Source organism: Frankia sp. CpI1-P (assembly GCF_001421075.1).
GTDB lineage: Bacteria > Actinomycetota > Actinomycetes > Frankiales > Frankiaceae > Frankia > Frankia torreyi.
In genome coordinates this window covers 1-16,892 of the sequence record NZ_LJJX01000057.1, presented here as the reverse complement: position 1 = coordinate 16,892, position 16,892 = coordinate 1, and the positions used below count along the sequence as shown (strand labels likewise).

Annotated in this window: 10 protein-coding genes, 2 tRNA genes and 15 pseudogenes; 5 read left to right on the top strand and 22 right to left on the bottom strand. The window is 69.6% G+C overall.

The window, feature by feature from the left end:
• Window positions 1-151 precede the first annotated feature (151 nt).
• Both FF86_RS26095 and FF86_RS64395 read left to right on the top strand, forming a co-directional pair.
• A partial coding sequence (locus tag FF86_RS26095) for a hypothetical protein (RefSeq protein ID WP_206779035.1) occupies window positions 152-706 on the top strand: 555 nt, incomplete at its 5' end.
• Window positions 690-1,040, top strand: a pseudogene (locus FF86_RS64395) (site-specific integrase); the annotation flags it as partial. The gene FF86_RS26095 and the pseudogene FF86_RS64395, both read left to right, overlap by 17 nt.
• Here the strand turns inward: FF86_RS64395 and FF86_RS58060 are convergent.
• The 13 genes and pseudogenes from FF86_RS58060 to FF86_RS58010 all read right to left on the bottom strand — a co-directional run.
• The gene (locus FF86_RS58060) at window positions 1,041-1,679 is read right to left on the bottom strand and encodes a hypothetical protein (protein ID WP_242419646.1); all 639 of its coding nucleotides are present in this window, start codon (window positions 1,677-1,679) and stop codon (window positions 1,041-1,043) included.
• A 595-nt stretch (window positions 1,680-2,274) separates the two neighbouring features.
• Window positions 2,275-2,365 (bottom strand) — tRNA-Ser (locus FF86_RS26085).
• 75 nt (window positions 2,366-2,440) lie between these two features.
• A pseudogene (locus tag FF86_RS58055) lies at window positions 2,441-2,656 on the bottom strand (hypothetical protein); the annotation flags it as partial.
• Between the two features lies 1 nt (window position 2,657).
• Window positions 2,658-3,679: pseudogene (locus tag FF86_RS58050) on the bottom strand (HD domain-containing protein); the annotation flags it as partial.
• 1 nt (window position 3,680) lies between these two features.
• Window positions 3,681-4,721: pseudogene (locus FF86_RS58045) on the bottom strand ([protein-PII] uridylyltransferase); the annotation flags it as partial.
• A gap of 1 nt (window position 4,722) precedes the next feature.
• A partial coding sequence (locus FF86_RS58040; RefSeq protein ID WP_242419650.1) for a hypothetical protein occupies window positions 4,723-4,831 on the bottom strand: 109 nt, incomplete at its 3' end.
• Window positions 4,832-5,072: 241 nt separating this feature from the next.
• Window positions 5,073-5,336 (bottom strand): annotated as a pseudogene (locus FF86_RS26075) (P-II family nitrogen regulator); the annotation flags it as partial.
• Between the two features lies 1 nt (window position 5,337).
• Window positions 5,338-5,414, bottom strand: a pseudogene (locus FF86_RS58035) (P-II family nitrogen regulator); the annotation flags it as partial.
• A pseudogene (locus FF86_RS58030) lies at window positions 5,411-5,942 on the bottom strand (ammonium transporter); the annotation flags it as partial. The pseudogenes FF86_RS58035 and FF86_RS58030, both read right to left, overlap by 4 nt.
• A gap of 1 nt (window position 5,943) precedes the next feature.
• Window positions 5,944-6,298, bottom strand: a pseudogene (locus FF86_RS58025) (ammonium transporter); the annotation flags it as partial.
• Window position 6,299: 1 nt separating this feature from the next.
• Window positions 6,300-6,494 (bottom strand): annotated as a pseudogene (locus FF86_RS58020) (ammonium transporter); the annotation flags it as partial.
• A 1-nt stretch (window position 6,495) separates the two neighbouring features.
• Window positions 6,496-6,585, bottom strand: a pseudogene (locus tag FF86_RS58015) (hypothetical protein); the annotation flags it as partial.
• Window position 6,586: 1 nt separating this feature from the next.
• Window positions 6,587-6,697, bottom strand: a 111-nt coding sequence (locus FF86_RS58010) for a hypothetical protein (RefSeq protein WP_242419649.1), incomplete at its 3' end; no start/stop codon positions are given.
• Window positions 6,698-7,289: 592 nt separating this feature from the next.
• Here FF86_RS58010 and FF86_RS26065 point away from each other — a divergent pair.
• On the top strand, window positions 7,290-8,384 hold the full coding sequence (locus FF86_RS26065) for an NlpC/P60 family protein (RefSeq protein WP_242419645.1): 1,095 nt from the start codon (window positions 7,290-7,292) through the stop codon (window positions 8,382-8,384).
• A 59-nt stretch (window positions 8,385-8,443) separates the two neighbouring features.
• On the opposite strand, the pseudogene FF86_RS58005 reads toward FF86_RS26065, so the two are convergent.
• From FF86_RS58005 to FF86_RS57995, 3 pseudogenes are all read right to left on the bottom strand, one after another.
• Window positions 8,444-8,647 (bottom strand): annotated as a pseudogene (locus tag FF86_RS58005) (dihydrofolate reductase); the annotation flags it as partial.
• A 1-nt stretch (window position 8,648) separates the two neighbouring features.
• Window positions 8,649-9,019, bottom strand: a pseudogene (locus FF86_RS58000) (metal-dependent transcriptional regulator); the annotation flags it as partial.
• A 1-nt stretch (window position 9,020) separates the two neighbouring features.
• Window positions 9,021-9,133: pseudogene (locus FF86_RS57995) on the bottom strand (dihydrofolate reductase); the annotation flags it as partial.
• Between the two features lie 201 nt (window positions 9,134-9,334).
• Between FF86_RS57995 and FF86_RS26055 the strand changes: the two are divergent.
• Entirely contained in the window at window positions 9,335-9,559 is a 225-nt protein-coding gene (locus FF86_RS26055) for a DUF3039 domain-containing protein (protein WP_044887834.1), read from the top strand.
• Between the two features lie 150 nt (window positions 9,560-9,709).
• Window positions 9,710-9,782: transfer RNA gene (locus tag FF86_RS26050), tRNA-Arg, on the top strand.
• A 572-nt stretch (window positions 9,783-10,354) separates the two neighbouring features.
• On the opposite strand, the pseudogene FF86_RS68395 reads toward FF86_RS26050, so the two are convergent.
• From FF86_RS68395 to FF86_RS57970, 6 genes and pseudogenes are all read right to left on the bottom strand, one after another.
• Window positions 10,355-10,867: pseudogene (locus FF86_RS68395) on the bottom strand (recombinase family protein); the annotation flags it as partial.
• A 6-nt stretch (window positions 10,868-10,873) separates the two neighbouring features.
• Window positions 10,874-11,590 (bottom strand): recombinase family protein (locus FF86_RS57980; RefSeq protein ID WP_242419643.1); only part of this gene is annotated, 717 nt, incomplete at its 3' end.
• Between the two features lie 113 nt (window positions 11,591-11,703).
• Window positions 11,704-12,081, bottom strand: a complete 378-nt coding sequence (locus FF86_RS26045; RefSeq protein WP_044887837.1) for a hypothetical protein — start codon at window positions 12,079-12,081, stop codon at window positions 11,704-11,706.
• A gap of 2,391 nt (window positions 12,082-14,472) precedes the next feature.
• Window positions 14,473-15,209 (bottom strand): annotated as a pseudogene (locus FF86_RS26040) (hypothetical protein); the annotation flags it as partial.
• Between the two features lie 639 nt (window positions 15,210-15,848).
• On the bottom strand, window positions 15,849-16,373 hold a 525-nt coding region (locus tag FF86_RS57975), incomplete at its 5' end, for a transposase (RefSeq protein WP_242419642.1).
• 10 nt (window positions 16,374-16,383) lie between these two features.
• Window positions 16,384-16,688, bottom strand: a 305-nt coding sequence (locus FF86_RS57970) for a transposase (RefSeq protein WP_242419641.1), incomplete at its 3' end; no start/stop codon positions are given.
• Window positions 16,689-16,892 lie beyond the last annotated feature (204 nt).

The following is a 16,892-nucleotide window of genomic DNA, read 5'->3' as shown; positions in this document are numbered from 1 at the left end:
CGCGGTAAGGTCTCGCGCCATGGGCGACACGGACTCAGAGACTCCGACGATCGCGGCCATCGTCGGCAAACACGTCGGTGAGATGCGCCGATCAACCGCTGGTGTGCGGCAAGACGACATCGCCGCTGCCGCTCGAAGACACGGACTACCNTGGGTTCGATCTAGCGTCGGAGCCCTCGAGAGCGGGCAGCGTGACCTCACCGCCGCCGAGTTCATCTTGCTGCCGCTCGTGCTCACGGATGCGCTGGGGAGGCCGATCAGAATCAGCGATCTGATCGACCCCGGCGAGATGGCGGCGCTTTCCCCGACCCTCTCCATGCTGGGGCGGAGCGTCCTCGATGTACTCGCCGCTTCACCGGGTCCTTACAACGTTCGGATAAGCGGCGGCCCCATCACGGGCTACCTGGTGAAGGACAACCAGGGCTCTCGCCTGGTATTCGGAATTGTCCCTACCGAAGCCGAAGCGAAGGCGGCGCGCCGGCTTAAGGTTCCGGCTGTGGTCGTGGCTGAGATCGCGCTAGACCTATGGGGCCGGTCGCTGCCCGAAGAACGGGACCGGGTCGTGTCGGAACGCGAAGACGTGGGGGCTGACCTGGAGCGACTGCGTGCCATGCGCGGGCAGGCAACCAGGCGGCTTGTCGACCAGATAGCCAAGGAAATCCGGAAGCGCGGTACGAGGATAGGCGACGGTGAAGATCAAGACTGAGCGTCGGTGTGGCTGCCGGGATGCCACCGGCCGGAAGTTTCCGCGCGGCGCCTGCCCGGGCCTGGAGCAGCGCGGCCACGGCTCATGGAGCTTCAGGTTTCGTGTTCCGAAGGCGCTCGTGCCCCTCGTCGGAAAGACAGAGATCTCCGACTCCGGGTTCACCACGAAGAAGCTCGCCGAAGACGCCGCGGAGAAGGCCGTCGCTCGGGTCCGTGCCGGTCAGCGGTCCGTCGGCGGCCTGACACTCGGCACGTACCTCACGGACTGGCTCGGGCGGAAGAACCGGCTACGGCCCACCACCCGCAACCGCTATGAGCAGATGATCAGGCTGCACCTAGTGCCGACGCTCGGTGAGATGCCCCTCGTCGCCCTGCGATCCGAGCACATCGACACCGCGCTGAAACGGGCCGTGGTGAACGCCGCGGAGCGGGGGCGGCCCATCGGCCCGGCAACTGTCGGCGACGTGCACGAGCTGTTGAAGACGGCGCTCGGTGACGCCCTCGACCAGCGCATGATCGAGTTCAACCCTGCCGTCGGAGTGGAACTCCCCGAAACGAGCCGGCAGGAAGTCGAACCGTGGGAAGCCGACGAGGTCGGCGCGTTCCTCGACGAGGCGGCCGCCGACCGGCTCGCAGCCATGTACGAACTGATCGGGCTGCACGGCCTTCGCCGCGGTGAAGCGTGCGGGGCGACCTGGTCGGGCCTCGACGAAGAACGTTCCGTGCTGACGATCACGAAGCAGATCGTGAAGAACGACACCGAGTACGGCGTCTGGCCGCCGAAAACCCGCAGCGGACGGCGGAAAGTTGACCTCGACGCTACGACGCTCGGCTCGCTGCTCGCGCACAAGCTGGCCCAGGACGATGAGCGGGAAGAGGTCGGCGCCGGATGGGACAACGGCATCTTGCCCGACGAGCACGGCAAGCCGGTCCAGCTCAAGGATTTGATCTTCACGCATCCGTCCGGCCGGCATCTCGACCCGCAGTACGTGACCCGGCGGATGCAGCAGATCGCCCGGCGGGCCGGGTTGTGCGCGGCGATCCGGGAGGACGCGGCGGTCGGTGAGACCCGGGTGGTGGTGGGGGAGCGGTACCGGGATCCGGTGGGGACGTGGACGCTCTACGTGGACCGTGAACGGGTCGGCGAGGTCACCGTCGTCGAGGTCGAAGGGCTGCGCGGGAAACGGGCCCGGTTGACCCTCGCCGAGCCGCTGCCCGTCGACGTAGGGATCGGCGCGGAGTTGGGACGCGGCCTTCTGTCCCGGCGGCGCCTTCACGATCTGCGCCACGCCTCGGCGTCGATTCAGCTCGCCGAGGGCGTCGACATCGCGCTCGTCTCGAAGCGGCTGGGGCACTCCACGCCGTCAATCACCGCGGCTCTGTACGTTCACCTGCTGCGTTCGACGGGTCAGAAGGCGGCGGAGACGGTGGCTGCGGCGGTGCCTCGCACGGTGCGGCGTGGGCACCCTGCGGGCACCAGCACCGTTGCGGGCACCGCCACTGCGGGGGAGACGGGCGTTTCCGCTGGTACCAAGGGTGTTCGACGCGGCAGGCCACGTGAACGAGGGGCGGAGGCTCCGGGATTTGAACCCGGGAGGGGGTTGAAGCCCCCAACCGCATTAGCAGTGCGGCGCCATAGACCGGACTAGGCGAAGCCTCCCAACGTGCTCGCTCATCATAGCGTCTCCCCTGAGGGTGCCAACGGCCCGGGTGCGGCGCGGGCGGGCGGGATGGATCACAGCCGTTGGCCGGCGGAGTCCACGGAGCTGACGGAGCCCACGGAGTCGGCGCGCTCGGCCGGCGTCGGCTGGTCGGGGAGATCCTCCGCCCCCAGCGCGGCGAGCACCGCGCGGGCGATCTCGCGGCGGCGGGCGTCATCCGCCACCGGCCGGCCGTCGGCCTCCTGGACGTAGAAGGCGTCGACCACGTCGAGCCCGAGCGTGGCGACGATNGCGGTGGCGACGTCGAGCCGTAGCCCGGACAGCGCCCGCACGATCCGGAACAGCACGCCCGCCCGGTCGGGGGCGCGTACCTCGAGGACGGTGGTCGAGCCCAGGCCGTCGTCGAAGATGACCTGTGGTGGGCCGGGGGTGGTCCACTGCTTCGCGCCGGAGTAGTCGTGTTCCCGGGCCGCGAGCCGCTCGGCGATGTCGAGGGTGCCGGCGAGGGCGGCCCGCAGGTCCGCGAGCAGCTTCGCCTCCTCCGGCACCCGGCCGTGCGGGGCGGCGACCGCGGCCTGCAGCAGCGCGCGCCCGCCGGCGCTGCGGGCGGACGCCCGCCGGATGTCGAGCCGGTTGAGCGCGAGGACACCGGCGGTGACGGCCAGCAGCCCGACCTGGTCGGCGCTGACCACGACGATCTCGAACATCCCCTCGTCGGGCAGCGGGTTGACCTGGACGGAGTGCTCCGCGGGCAGGGCGAGCAGGCCGCGCTGGCGGTCGTCCAGCCGCGGCGGGCAGGGCACCCGCTCGCCGCCGAGCAGCGCCCGGGAGCGTTCGACCAGGTCGTTGATGAGGCGTGCCTTCCAGGCGTTCCACGCGGTCGGCCCGGTGGCCCGAGAGTCGGCCTCGGTCAGGCGGTGCAGCAGGGTGAGGATCCGGTCGCTGCCGGCGGCGGTGGCGACGGCCTGGATGGTCGCGAGATCGTCGATGTCGCGTCGGGTGGCCGTCTCGCCGAGCAGCAGGTGGTGGCGGATCATCGCCACGAGCACGTCGACGTCCTCGGTGGGCAGGCCGAGCCGGGGGCCGATCAGCCGGATCTGCTCGATGCCGGCGTCGGTGTGGTCGCCGGGGAAGCCCTTGCCGATGTCGTGCAGCAGCGCGCCGAGCAGCAGCAGGTCGGGACGGTCCACGTCGCGGGTGAACGCGGCGGCGCGGGCGGCGGTCTCCATCAGGTGCCGGTCGACGGTGTAGCGGTGGTAGGGGTTGCGCTGCGGGCGGCTGCGCACGGCGGCCCACTCGGGCAGCAGCCGGACNAGCAGACCCACCTGGTCGAGGGATTCGAGCACGCCGACGGCGGCGTCGCCCGTGGCGAGCAGGGCGACCAGCGCGTCGCGTGCGGCGGGCGGCCACGGCTGCGGCATCGCCGGCGCCTCTGCGGCGAGCCGGTCGACGGCGTAGCGGCCCAGCGGCAGCCCGGTGCGGGCGGCGGCCGCGGCGACGCGCAGCACGAGGACCGGGTCCTTCGCCGGTTCGACGTCGAGGGCGAGCTGGATCTCGCCGCCCTGGTCGATCACCCCCTCGTCCAGGGGGCGGCGGACGGGACGCCGGCCGCGCCAGCGGGAGGTGTTGCGCAGCCCGGCGGCGGTGCGGTACCAGGTCGCGTCCCAGGCCCAGGAGATCGTCCGGCCGGCGTCGGCGACGGCGTGGGCGAGGGCCATCGAGTCGGGGTAGCCGAGCGCGGTGGCGACCGCCGTGCCGTCCTGGAGCAGCAGCCGGTCCTGCGGGCGGCCGGCGCTGAGCCGGCGGATCTCGCCGCGGGCGTCGAGCAGCACCTCGGCGGCGGCAAGCACCCGGTCGGAGGGGACCTCCGCGACCCAGGCCGCGGCGAGGGCGTGCAGGGCATGCACGTCGCGCAGCCCGCCGCGGGACTCCTTGAGGTCCGGTTCGAGCAGGAAGGCCACCTCGCCGAGGCGGGCGGCGCGCTCGGCCACGGCGGCGGCGAGATCGGGCAGCCGCTTCGGGGCGCGGGTGCGCCAGCGGGAACGGGCGCGGCGGGCGAGATCGGTGGTCAGCGCCGCGTCGCCCGCGACATGGCGGGCGTCGAGCAGGCCGAGCGCGGCCTTCAGATCGTCGTCCGCCACCGTGATCGCCTCGTCGACGGTGCGCACGCTGTGGTCGAGGCCGACGCCCGCGTCCCACAGTGGATACCAGACGGCGTCGGCGAGGGCGGCGATGTTCTGATGGGCGCCGTCGTGGAGGAGGACCAGGTCGAGGTCGCTGCCGAACGCCGGCTCCGCCCGGCCGTAGCCGCCGACGGCGACGAGGGCGACCCCGGGGCCGGGATCGCCCAACAGGNCGGTCAGGGCCGCGTCGGCCAGGTCGGTGAGAAGGCGGCGCAGCGTCGGCCCGGTGGCCGTGGGCAGCCGCTCGGCGCGTCCCCTGAGGATCTCCAGACGGTCCTTCATGGCTCTGTCCTCCTCCGGCACCGGCCGCTCCAACGGACTCGGCCCGCGCGGGCCGGGCCGCCACATGGCGCGGCACCGCGTCGATGATCGCGCGGTGCCGCCTCATGTGGTCGAGCGAGGAGGGAACGCCCGGGCTGGGGCCCGGAGCGTCCGCGACCTCTGGTGCTACCTGCGTGGTGCGGTTGCCGGGTGGGTGGTGCGTGGGGAGCATGGCGTGGCGCCCTGGAGCCGCCACGTGGTGCTACAGCGCGTCGGTGCCTCGCTCGCCGGTGCGCACCCGGACCACGGAGTCGACCGGGACGACCCAGATCTTGCCATCGCCGATCTTGCCGGTCTGCGCGGCCGTCGCGATTGCCGCGACCAGGTCGTCGGCGGCCTCGTCGGTCACGACGACCTCGATCTTGATCTTCGGAACAAAATCGATCTTGTACTCCGCGCCGCGGTAGACCTCCGTGTGGCCCTTCTGTCGGCCGTAGCCCTGGACCTCGGAGATCGTCAAGCCGTGNACGCCCAGGTTCTCCAGCGCCGCCTTCACATCGTCGACTTTGAAGGGCTTGATGACGGCGGTGACGAGCTTGGTCATGCCTGGGCCTCCTCAGGCACCTTGACGGGGGTGACGCTGGTGGAAAGCGAACCGCCGCCACCGATGGAGGTGAACCGGTATGCCGTCTCACCGTGCAGCGCCTCGTCCATGCCGGTGATCTGGTCCTCGTCGCTCAGCTTCAGCCCGATCGTGTACTTGATCGCAAGGGCGATGATCGCCGTCACGACGGCCGAGTATCCCAGCGTCGCGCCGACGGCCAAAGCCTGCTCGCCGAGCACGCTCCACGGACCGCCGTAGAAAATGCCGTCGTGGCCCGCCGAGTTGGTGTCCACGGTGGCGAAGAAACCGGTGAGCAGAGCGCCGAGCACACCGCCGACGAGGTGGACCGCACCGACGTCGAGCGAGTCGTCGATGCCGACCTTGCCCTTGATCGAGGTGGCCAGCGCGCAGACGACGCCGGCGAGGCCGCCGACCGCGATGGAACCCATCGGGGAGACGAAACCACAGGCCGGGGTGATGGCGACCAGGCCGGCGACCGCGCCGGACGCGGCACCCAGCGTGGTGGCCNTGCCGTCCCGGATCTTCTCGATCGCGAGCCAGCCGAGGATCGCCACGCCGGTCGCGATCTGGGTGTTGAGCAGGGCGAACCCGGCGAGCTTGTTCGAGCCCAGCGCCGAACCGGCGTTGAACCCGAACCAGCCGACCCACAGGATGCCGGTGCCGAGCAGGACGAACGGCACGTTGTGGGGGCGGAAGTCCCCGGTCGGCCAGCCGGCCCGCTTGCCCAGCACCAGGGCCAGCACGATGGCGGCGATACCGGCGTTGGCGTGGACGACCGTGCCACCCGCGAAGTCCATCGCACCGCGCTTGTACAGCCAGCCGCTGGTCGACCACACCCAGTGGGCGATCGGCGAGTAGACCAGNACCGACCACAGCGGCACGAAGACCGCGAAGGCGCTGAACTTCATGCGGTCGGCGACGGAACCGGTGATGAGCGCGGGAGTGATGATCGCGAACATGAGCTGGAAGGCCACGAACACGACATACGGGATATTATTGTCGCCCTCGGACAGGTGCTGCAGCGCGAAGAAGTGGAATCCGCCCCAGAAGCCGTTGCCCNCACCGAAGGCGACGCTGAAGCCCACCACCGACCACACGAGCGTGACGATGCCGATGCAGAAGAAGTTCTGCATGATCATGCCGAGGACGTNCTTTGCCCGGACCATGCCGCCGTAGAAGAACGCCAGTCCGGGCGTCATAAACAGCACGATCGCGGAACTGATGAGCATCCATGCGGTATCGCCCGTATCCATTTTGACCATGTCTCTCCTGTCATCCCCCCGCGCGGTGCGCGGACTGCGCTCACCCGGTCCCCGGCCACGCTGCGTTCGTCCCGGATCCTCGGGTCCGAAGAGTCGATAGGATCTGTTCCCGACCTGTGTCTTAGCTGTTTCTGGTGTGTGAAATCGCTAAATTGGGCGGCCTGTGGCCCGTTTTGGTCGCCTAGCAGTGGGCGTGCGGAGACTCTCCGACCGGATCGGCGTGCTTCCGTGACTGTATAACTGCGTACAGTTACCGTCCGGCGGTGTGAGCAGTGTCCCTACGGAGGGCTGGCATAGCGTCGGCGAACCGGACCCCGAGACCCGCCACCCCAGCGCCGCCGGCCGGCGCGTCCCGATCGACCCGATTGGCGTCACTGATCTCGGCGGATACGCCGAGCCGGTCCTGCCCATCCCCAGACAACGACCGGGCCCGCCAAGCACGCGCCGCGGCAGCCCGAAAGTCGCAGCGGGCAAAGTAGCCCGCGACAACGTGGCAGGCTCGAAAGTCGCAGGCCTCTTTGTCCTTGGCCTGGCCGGCATTCTGTTTGCCGGCTCCGCGACGATCGGCGGCCCCGCGGGCTCTGCCTGGGCGGTGCCTGCATCGTCGGCCGCTCGACCGACGTCGCAGAGCCTCGCCGACATTCAAGCCGAAATCGGACGTACACGCTCAAAGCTTGACGAATCGGCTCAGCAGGCGGCGAGTGCCGCCGAGGCCTTCAACGCCGGACGGATCCGGCTCGCCGAGGCCGAGCGGGCCGCCAAGGACGCCGCCACCAGGGTCGACCGGGCCGACCGGGCGGTGCGCGGGGCTGCGGATCAGCATCGGGGCCTCGCCGTGTCGGCGGACCGGGCGGGGGGCTTCGCCCAGGTGTCCCTGCTGCTGACCGGCGATCCCCGCCGTGCCCTGGACCGGGCGGGCGCCGTCGACGCCCTGGCTCGTCGGCAGCGGGTTGCGGACACCGGCCTGCGGCTGGCTCGCCGGGATCTCACCGAGGCCCGGCGAGGTGCCGATGCGGCCCTCGCCGACAAGAAGAAGATCATCGCGGATCTCGCCGAGCGCAAGCGGACCATCGAGGCTGCGGCCGACGAGCAGCACGGGCTGTTGCAGCGGCTGGAGTCGCGCTACGCCGAGCTGGAACGGCAGGCCAAGGCTCGGCAGGCGGCCGCTGCGCGGGCCTGGCAGGCGGCGGCGGCCGCCGCGGCGGCGCAGGCGGCCCGCCAGGCGGCGGCAGAGCGGGTCCGCTACGGGCAGGAGTCCGGGGTGGCCGCAGCGGCGGGCCGAGCCTTCGCCGCGGCTCCGCTCACCGCTGCGGCGGCCGCGCCGGTGCGTGGCGGCGGTGGGGCGGCGACCGCGGTGCGGGAGGCCTACGCGCAGCTCGGGAAGCCCTACGTGTGGGGGGCGGAGGGGCCGGCAACCTTCGACTGCTCCGGGCTGACCCAGTGGGTCTGGGGGAAGGCGGGCGTCGCTCTCAGCCACTACACCGGATCGCAGTGGGACGAGGGGCGTCGGGTGAGCCGCGCCGCCCTGAAGGCCGGGGACCTCGTGTTCTTCCATCCGGATCTCGGCCACGTCGGGATCTATGTGGGGAACGGAAAGATGATCCACGCTCCCCGTACCGGCGAGGTGGTTCGGGTGGAGAACGTCTGGTGGACGAGCTTCCAGGGAGGCATCCGGCCGGGAGCCTGACGCCGGCCACCCGGGGGATGGGTGGCCGGCAGGTGCGACGTCGGGAGGGCGCGGCGAGGTCAGCGGTCCACGTAGACGAGGGCCGCCGTGCTGCGACTGATCTCCGTGTCGCTCTGGCCGTTCGGGGAGACGACGTGGATCAGGTCGCCGCGGGAGCCCGGCATGATCTGGGCACCGGGCACGATCGCGGCGTCCTGCAGCCGACGCATGGCGCCCTCATCGGTCTGCAGCCGTTCGGAGATCCAGCTCACCGTCACCGGCCGNCTGCCGTCCGCGGCGGCCCGGTCGGCGGAAGCCAACAGGCTGACGGGCGCGGAGGCGGGCCGTGGCGTGTCGCTGCGCTGGGCGGGCGGAATCTCGTTACCGAACGGGCAACGCTTCGGATCGCCGAGCAGGACGGTGAGCCGGGCCTCGACCTCGTCGGAGATCACATGCTCCCAGCGGCACGCCTCGTTGTGCACCAAGGCCCAGTCGAGCCCGATGACCTTGGTGAGCAGCAGCTCGGCCAGCCGGTGCTTGCGCATGACGGCCGTGGCCCGCAGCAGACCCTTCTCGGTGAACTGGACGGTCCGGTCGTCGGCGAGGGAGACCAGTCCCTCGTTGGCCAGACGAGCGGTCGACTCGCTGGCGGCAGGNGCGCTCACGTGCAACCGCTCCACCAGGCGCGCGCGTAGCGGGGGGATGCCCTCTTCCCTTAGTTCATACAGGGTGCGGAGGTACATCTCGGTACTGTCGATCAGTCCAGTCACCGGTCTCCTTCGTCCCTTCCAGGGTACGCCCCGTCCTCAGGGTGCAAGGGCCATGCGTCCCGTATATGCCGTGTCCCCCGGACAGTTTCCCGTGCGGACCCGACCCGCCGACGCGCCGGTCCGGCGGCTGTCGGCCGGCCGCCGCCGGACGGGGGCTCACCCGCCCGGGACGTCGGCGGTGACCGCACTAGAATCGACGTCATGAGCACGACTCAGATCGCACCTGAGACGTCGGACACCCGCGCGGACGAGGGCGACGACCACTCCCACTACGCCCGCCGGGAGGAGATCGTCCGCGCGTCCATCGAAGGCGGTCGGGTCACCGCACTCTGCGGCTACAAGTTCGAACCCGTCCGGGATCCCTCGCGGTTCCCGATCTGCCCGAAGTGCAAGGAGCTCGTCGAGATGGCCCAGCAGCTCGGTTGACGGGCGCGCNGCGCGACGCGGACGAAGCGGAAGAATCGGGACGGACTTCCGATCTCNCGGGGAAGACCGCGGTCGTGATGCGTCACCCTGTCGTCGGCCTCCCGTCGGCGGCCGTACGATCGCCCATGGCGTCGATCCGATGCCCCGTCCGCCCCAGTAGCTCAGTGGATAGAGCGACCGCCTCCTAAGCGGTAGGCCGTAGGTCCGATTCCTACCTGGGGCACGTACAGCATCCACGCGGCGTGGATGCTCAGTGGGTGCTGTATGCGCTCCGGGGGTGTCGGCGGTCACTTCTGCCAGATCGGCAACCTTGTCGAGGTCCATCACCGGAATCTTGATCATCATGTGTACCTCCTGCCTTTCGTGATCGAGGTGGACGGTGAGCTGAGTGATCTCGTAGAGGCGTCGCTGCAACGCTTCCGGCGCCTGGCGGAGCTTGAGATGTAGCTCAGGTAGGGCGTCGAGGAGGGTGAGGCTGTCCGGGCCTGGCCGGTCGGGTTCGGCGTCGTCCGCCGTGTCGAGATCTTTGATCTTCCCGAGGGTGGTCTTGCGTTCCGTGTCGAGCTGGTTGTAGCTGCTGCGTAGTCCCTGGGTGAACGGGTCGTCGGGGTCGCCGTCCTGCGCTTGCCGGAGCAGGTTGTCCTGCCTGCGACTGAGATCGTCGATCTTCTTGTGGAGTCTGTCTCGTTCGGCTGCTCGATCCCTCGCGGCTCGGTCGTCGTAGGTCGCGAGTTCGGCAGTCAGGAGGGCGACTCGGTTCCGCCCGAAGACGCGCTCGGTGTAGAAGTCAACGACTGCGGCTTCGAGGATGTCTTCGCGGATGCGGACGCTCTTGGGGTGTCCGGCGAACTTGTCGTCACGGCCTCGGTTGTTCGCCCGGGGCCAGCACATGTACCAGACGGATGTGCTGGGTTCGCGGACGGTCCCGAACATCCGCCGCCCGCACGTGCAGTGGATCATGCCCCGGAACACGTAGGTCCGTTTGGTCGCGGGGTGGCGGTTGAGATCGTTGCGCTCGCGGGAGCCACGTCGGGTCTGCCGGTTGGCGTTGAACTCGTCGAACATCCACTTCGGGATCAAGGGTTCGTGGACGGGTTCGGATGACCACACCCACTTCTCCGGCCCGTTGACCGCCCCCTGCCGGGACCGACTCGCCCGCCGGTTGAACACCTGATAGCCGGTGTACTTGGGGTTACGCAGCAGATCGGCCACCGTGGACTTCGCCCATGCCCCTCGCGCCCGATAGGCCCCACCGACCGGCTCGGGCGGGGGATAGCGCTCCAGATTGGCGTTGAGCTGCTCGGCGATCGCCCNATAGCCAAGCCCGCGGTAGTAGCGCCAGTGCGCGATCTGCGTGACTGTCTCCCCCCGCGCCCCGTCGGGTTCGAGGCGGGTCTTGGTCGCCCCCCGGTCGGCCTTCACCGAATTCGGGTGCCGGTAGCTCTTGGCCCGGTAGCCGTAGGGCGGTTTGCCGATGTTCCAGCCGTCGCGGACGTGGGTGCACAGCCCACCCCAGCTGCTTTCGAGGGTGTTCCAGACCTCGTACTCGGCGACGGACTGGTTGATCCTCCGTTGCAGGATCGCGGAGGCCCGCGGCCCGTCGACCTTGATTGGTTCGTTCCACGCCAGCAGCGCCACGCCGGCCTGTTCGAGCTGACGTTCGATCGAGAGGTTCTCGAACATCCGCCGGGCGATCCGCGACATCGACTCGCAGATCACCGCATCGAACCGGCAGTTCGGATGCTCCGCCTCGGCCAGCAGGTCGTCGATCCCGCCGTCGCGGGGGATCGGGATGTCGAACCGGGACACGTCCGCGCCGTGGCCGCGCTGATCGAGGTCCTTGCGGCCCGACTCCACGTCGTAGAAGTGGGCGACGATCACCCACGACTCCGGCAGCGCGGACTTCGCCCGGTCCAGCTGGCGGATCAACGACTGGCGGGGGTCCTGCTGCTCCTCGGTCGAGGTCCGCCCAGCGAACGCGACCCGGACCTCCCGCTCCAGCCGTGCCAGCGGCATCGCGAACGGCGACACCGCCAGATCCGACAACCCGCGCAGCGCCGGGTTCGCTGGATCCGTCGCCCGGGTCGCCGGCCCGGGTCCAGGGCGGCCCGGTCCGGCCGTCCGAGACGGTCGGCCAGAATCGTTCATGCTGCCTCCTCATCCGATTCGTTGCCGGTGGCCTCGCCGGCGGCCCAGAGCAGAAGATCCCGGATCACGTCCGCCAACTCGGCCCGGATCCGGTCGGCCTCCGGACCACTGATCGTCTCGACCTCGCCGTGGAACACCCACCGCCGGCCCGGCCTGCCCTCCGACGGGGGTCGCAGCCCGACAACCCGCGCGTCCTGTGCCTCGGGCCGCTCCCCCACCGACCCGTGAGGGTCTTCTCCGTCCGGGGCCCCGCCCGGCGGGGAGGACTGTCCGATCTGGCCAGGGTGGGCAGTGTCGCGCTGGGCGATCGGCGGCCCGCCGCCGCCGTCGTCGTCCGGGTTGTCGAGGGGAGCGGGGGTGCCAGCAGCCGTCACAGAGCCTCCAGACGTCGAGAGAAAGGACGTGGCAGAGGCAGCGGAGGCCAAGATCGGGCAGCCGCTCCCAGCAGGGCACGGGGCAGTATCCGGCTCATCGACAACAAAGGTAACACCCGGACGGGCCGCAATGGAACCCAACAAACACGGGAAATGCTCCGATCCGGGAATGGATCGCGGGCACAGCACCGCCCCGGCCGAGTCAGGATTCCCGTCTACGGTGGAGGCGGAGAACCGACCGGGAAAAGAGCCGGGTCCGGACCCGGACTCGCCCCCCGAGCCCCTGCCGACCGGCGGCGGATCGGCCGGCGTCGGCGGCGAAGGGACGGCGCGCAGGCCGCCTGGCTGCGGTGCCGCAGGGGATGTTGGGCGCGCGGGGCGCGACGGGTGGGGCGAGTCGGCATGGTCGGGGTGAGCGTGGGCCGGGTCGGTCACGAGGCGGGCCTCCTTCCGCGCGGCACGGAACGCCGCTATAGAGGAATCCGGTTTTTGGACCCGTTTTTGCCAGCAGATCTTCAGAGTTGTGCAAGCGTTGTTCGATCGACAGCGCAGCGCCCGGGGGCGGCAGAGTGCGGGCGCCACCATTTCCGCAGTCCGGGTAGTAAAAATGGGGCACGCCCATCGGGGGACCAGGTTTCGAGATCGAAATGTGCTCTGACGTGCATTCACGGCGGAAAATAGTGCGCATGAACTAGTCCAATCGAATGATGATCGCCAGGCGCGGTAACCAGCCCGCTCCGAAGATCGCTCACACGCCAGACCGCCGCCGCGCGGCTCTGGGCCCGCGCGGGGATGACCGACCGGCCGGCGCCGATCACCCCGCACCGCGCGGAGCGACCGTCGGGACCGGCCGCCAAGTCGGCAGGGTCCCGCCCGGCCGGCACGCGATCCGCACGACGAGCGAGGCGCGTGTGCCAGCCCAGAGCCCGGAGCGCCGCGGAGGCGACGATCAGCCTGGAGGCACTGCAAGGGTCACCAGCGCGGCGCCGCACTGTGGCGTCAGCCGTTCGTGGAAAAAGGGGCGCGTCTCATCGGACATTGCCGGGTGTCCTTTCCGATGCCACCGAATTTCGGGCGGATCCAAGGACACCACATCGAGCACAGCGAACAGACAGCACGATCTTCCACGCCATGCCCAACAAAGATCGCTGGGCAGCCAGTGGCACAGCGGCCCCATGCAGCCACGCCCACCCACCAGCGGCAGACTCCGACCGGCCCAGCGACGCTCTGACCTGCGACGCTGTGACACCACCAACAGTGCACAGCCGCCGCTGGCACGGTGCCAGCGGCCCGCGAGGCAGACCCTGACTGACACCTCCCGAAAAATCTTGGAAAAGACTTCGTACTCACCGCACAAGCGCCGGCCGCGACATGCCAGCGATCAATAGTCCAACCGGAATATTGATCGCTGGCAGCGAAAACAAGGCACACCCGAACTGGCAGAGGCGCGCCCAGCAGACGGGACGTCCCTTTCCCAGCAGTGGAAACGCCGCATCCTCAAAAGGCAGCCCGCGATACCCCCAGGACCGCGCCACCGGGCACCGCGCCGGCCACACGGCGGCCCATCCGAGGGGTTGCCCATCCGCCGAAGCGATCGGCGAGTGCCCTTACCCAAAGAACGGCGCCAGCGCCGCCCCGACCGTCCAGCGGGGCACAACCCGGCCCGCACCGATCCGTCGACCCAAGGTCCGGGTCCGGACCCGGACCGGTCAGCAACCCGACCCATCCGCCCTCCGACCGGACACCAACNCGACCACGGCCCACGCCCGACCGGCGCGGCGCGACCCAGCGGCACGCCAGGCGGAACCAGCAGACCCGCGCGGCGCGGCGGAACCAGATGGCCCTGCCAGGAGCCGAGCTCGGCCAGCGGGGGCCGGCCGAGCCGGCGGAACCGGACCGGCGCGGCGCGTCGGCGGGAGCCGGCCAGACCAGCGAAGCCCGGCGGAACCGGACGGCACGCACCCGGCGCCCAGAATCGGCCGGAGAGCAAGGAAGGCAGGCGGGTAGGAAGGTGGGCGGGTAGGAGGGCGGGCGGGTCGAAGCGAACCGGCGCGGCCCGCGGAGCCGACAAGCCGGCGCGGGCGCAACCGGCTCGACCTGACGGAACCCCGGCGGAGCCCAGCGCGACCGGCGGAGCCCAGCGCGACCGGCGGAGCCCAGCGCNCCGGCGGAGCCCAGCGCGACCGGCGGAGCCCAGCGCGACCGGCGGAGCCCAGCGCCACCGGCGCGGCCCAGCACGACCAGTGAAGCGGCGGGATCGCTGGTGAAATGGGCGGAGCCTCCGAGCGTTTGCGCTCGGAGGCTCCGTGAGGGTGAGGGACGGTGTCAGTCTTCGGGCTCGGGAGTGCACTTCGTCGGTCGGTCGCGGTGGGCGAAGTCATCGCGGATGGNGTCGCAGCGTGCCGACAGTTCGCGGGCTTCCGCGCGGGCAGCGTCTCGAATCCTGCGTTGCGGACGGCCGGATCCGTACTTGCCGCCGTACGTCTGCTGAGCCACGGTCGAGAACACACCGGCGCGGCCGAGGTCATCGGCACCGTTCGCCACGTCCATGATCTTGCGAAGCGTGGGGAAGTCGCTGCCATCGCCCCACGCTGACGCGAAGATCACATCTGCCATGCTCGCGAAGTAGGTGGCGGAGGCCAGATACCGGGCGCGCTGCTCGGCCGCTTCCGGTGTCGTGGCCTCAGACGTGGGCTTGGGGGTTCCGTAGCCGTTGCGCCGTGCCGCGTCCTTTACAGCCCACTTGCGGATCAGGGCACGGTCCGCGAGGAACATCTCTCCATCCTGCGGCCGGTACTGCCACCGGTCAGGCTCACGGGTCGCCACGTCGACCGACGCGACCACACAGCTACGGATGATCGCACCGAGCCGCCGGGCGTAGATCAGTACCGCGTCCTGGGCGACGTCGTCCGACACGTCGTCGTGGCCGTAGCTCCCGTACCCGTCGCGCGCGATCGTGGCCGAACCGTCGGCACGCTTGCGCGACCGGGACGCGTCGAGTTTCCAGCAGTACCGGCGTGCGGACTCGACGATCGCGGACCAGTCCGCTTCGGTCACCCGCGCCATGTCCTCCGCCGTGACCGCCTCACCGGCCACGGTCGAAGGAATGTCCCGCGAAAAGACAGGGGNAATGAAGGCATGCGACATGAAAAGGCTCCATGCGAGAGAGGGATTTAGCGCCGCGCGCCGGGCGCAACGCGCCGATATCTAATAGTCCCTCCCGCGCGCCCGGAAATCAATACTTCCGGGCGCCGAATTCTGCCTTTCTGGCGATCCTTTCCAGCTGTGTTTCCGCAGGTCGGAGGCCATTTCTCGGAGAGTGGTGACAGTGACGGGAAAGCCAAAGAAAACCCTGCCGCCGGTGCAGAAGAAAGAAAGACAAAAGCCAAACCCCCACAAGTAACCCTAAGAAAACACCATTAAATTCCCGAAGAATGCAGCACTGATCCGGCGCCGTTCAGTCAAACTTCCAGCGAGGCCCGCCATTCCCCGTCCCGATTATCTCCCCGACTTCGCGGGGGACTCANTCGGGCTGTTTTTGGGTAGTGCCAGCAGGCCGGTGACCTGCACCAGCGCACCCGGGTGGGGTAGCACCTCAAATGGGGTACCGAAATGGCTAGCCGACGGGTCCACCGATGGGCAGGGGGTATGCCTGTAGGGGTCGGTTCATGATGGGCAGCGGCCACTGAGGCTGATCACTGCACGAGCAGCGGGAGACAGGTTCCCTAAGTGGGCGTTCAATCCCGCAGGTTTCGTTTGATTCGGATTCATGCTTCTCGCCAGGTTGGGGTTGATTCGCCGGTGGCGCGTCGGGCCATGAGATCGATCATCGCAAGGTGGATCATGGCTTCGGAACGGGTGGGTCGGGTCTCGTAGTCGCGGGCGAGGCGGCGGTAGGACATGAGCCAGCCGAAGGTCCGCTCCACAATCCAACGGCGGGGAAGAGGAAAGAATCCCTTGGTTGCGGGGTCGCGGCGGACGGTTTCGATATCGATGCCCAGCCGGGCGGCGTGGTCGATGACGGTGGTGCGGTAGGCGCTGTCGGCCCAGCCTTTGCGGATGGTCGGGTGAGCGGTGGCGACAGTGGTCAGCAAAGGCAGGCAGGCGGGCCCGTCGGGCACACTGGCGGCGGTGACCAGCACGGTGAGCAGCAGCCCGAGGGTGTCGACGATAATGGTCCGTTTCCGTCCTACGATCTTCTTGCCGGCGTCGGTGCCCTGCGTGGCAGCCGGAACGGTGGGGGCGGTCTTGACGCTCTGGGAGTCGATCACGCAGGCGGTGGGTTCGGGATCNTGGCCCGCNGCGGTGCGGGCATGCTGGCGGGTCAGGGTGGCGAGCTGGTCGAGGACGCCGTCGTCGTGCCAGTGAGCGAAGTAGCCGTAGACGGTCTCCCAGGGCGGGTAGTCGTGTGGGAGGTAGCGCCAGGGGATACCAGTCCGGTCGACGTACAGGATGGCATTGAGGATGCTGCGTAGATCGTGCGCCGGGGGGCGGCCGATGGTCAGGCCTTTCTTATGGCGTTCGGCGCGCCAGGCGGTCAGCGTGGGTTCGACCAGCCGCCACCGGGCGTCGGACAGGTCGCTGGGGTAGTGCCGCTGCTTGGTCATGTCTGNGGCGTACCGCATCCTGCCGATGGCTATCCTCGGAATCCACGCCCGAAGTNTCACCNGCGAAGGCCACGGAACAGGAGACTGCGGGATAACACAGGATCTTCTATCGCGAACGCGACGCCCTCATAGCTGTCTTATCGGGTAGAGTGGAGTACACTCGACGCAGATTTCCTGAAATCATGACGGAGTGTGGCTGCCAGC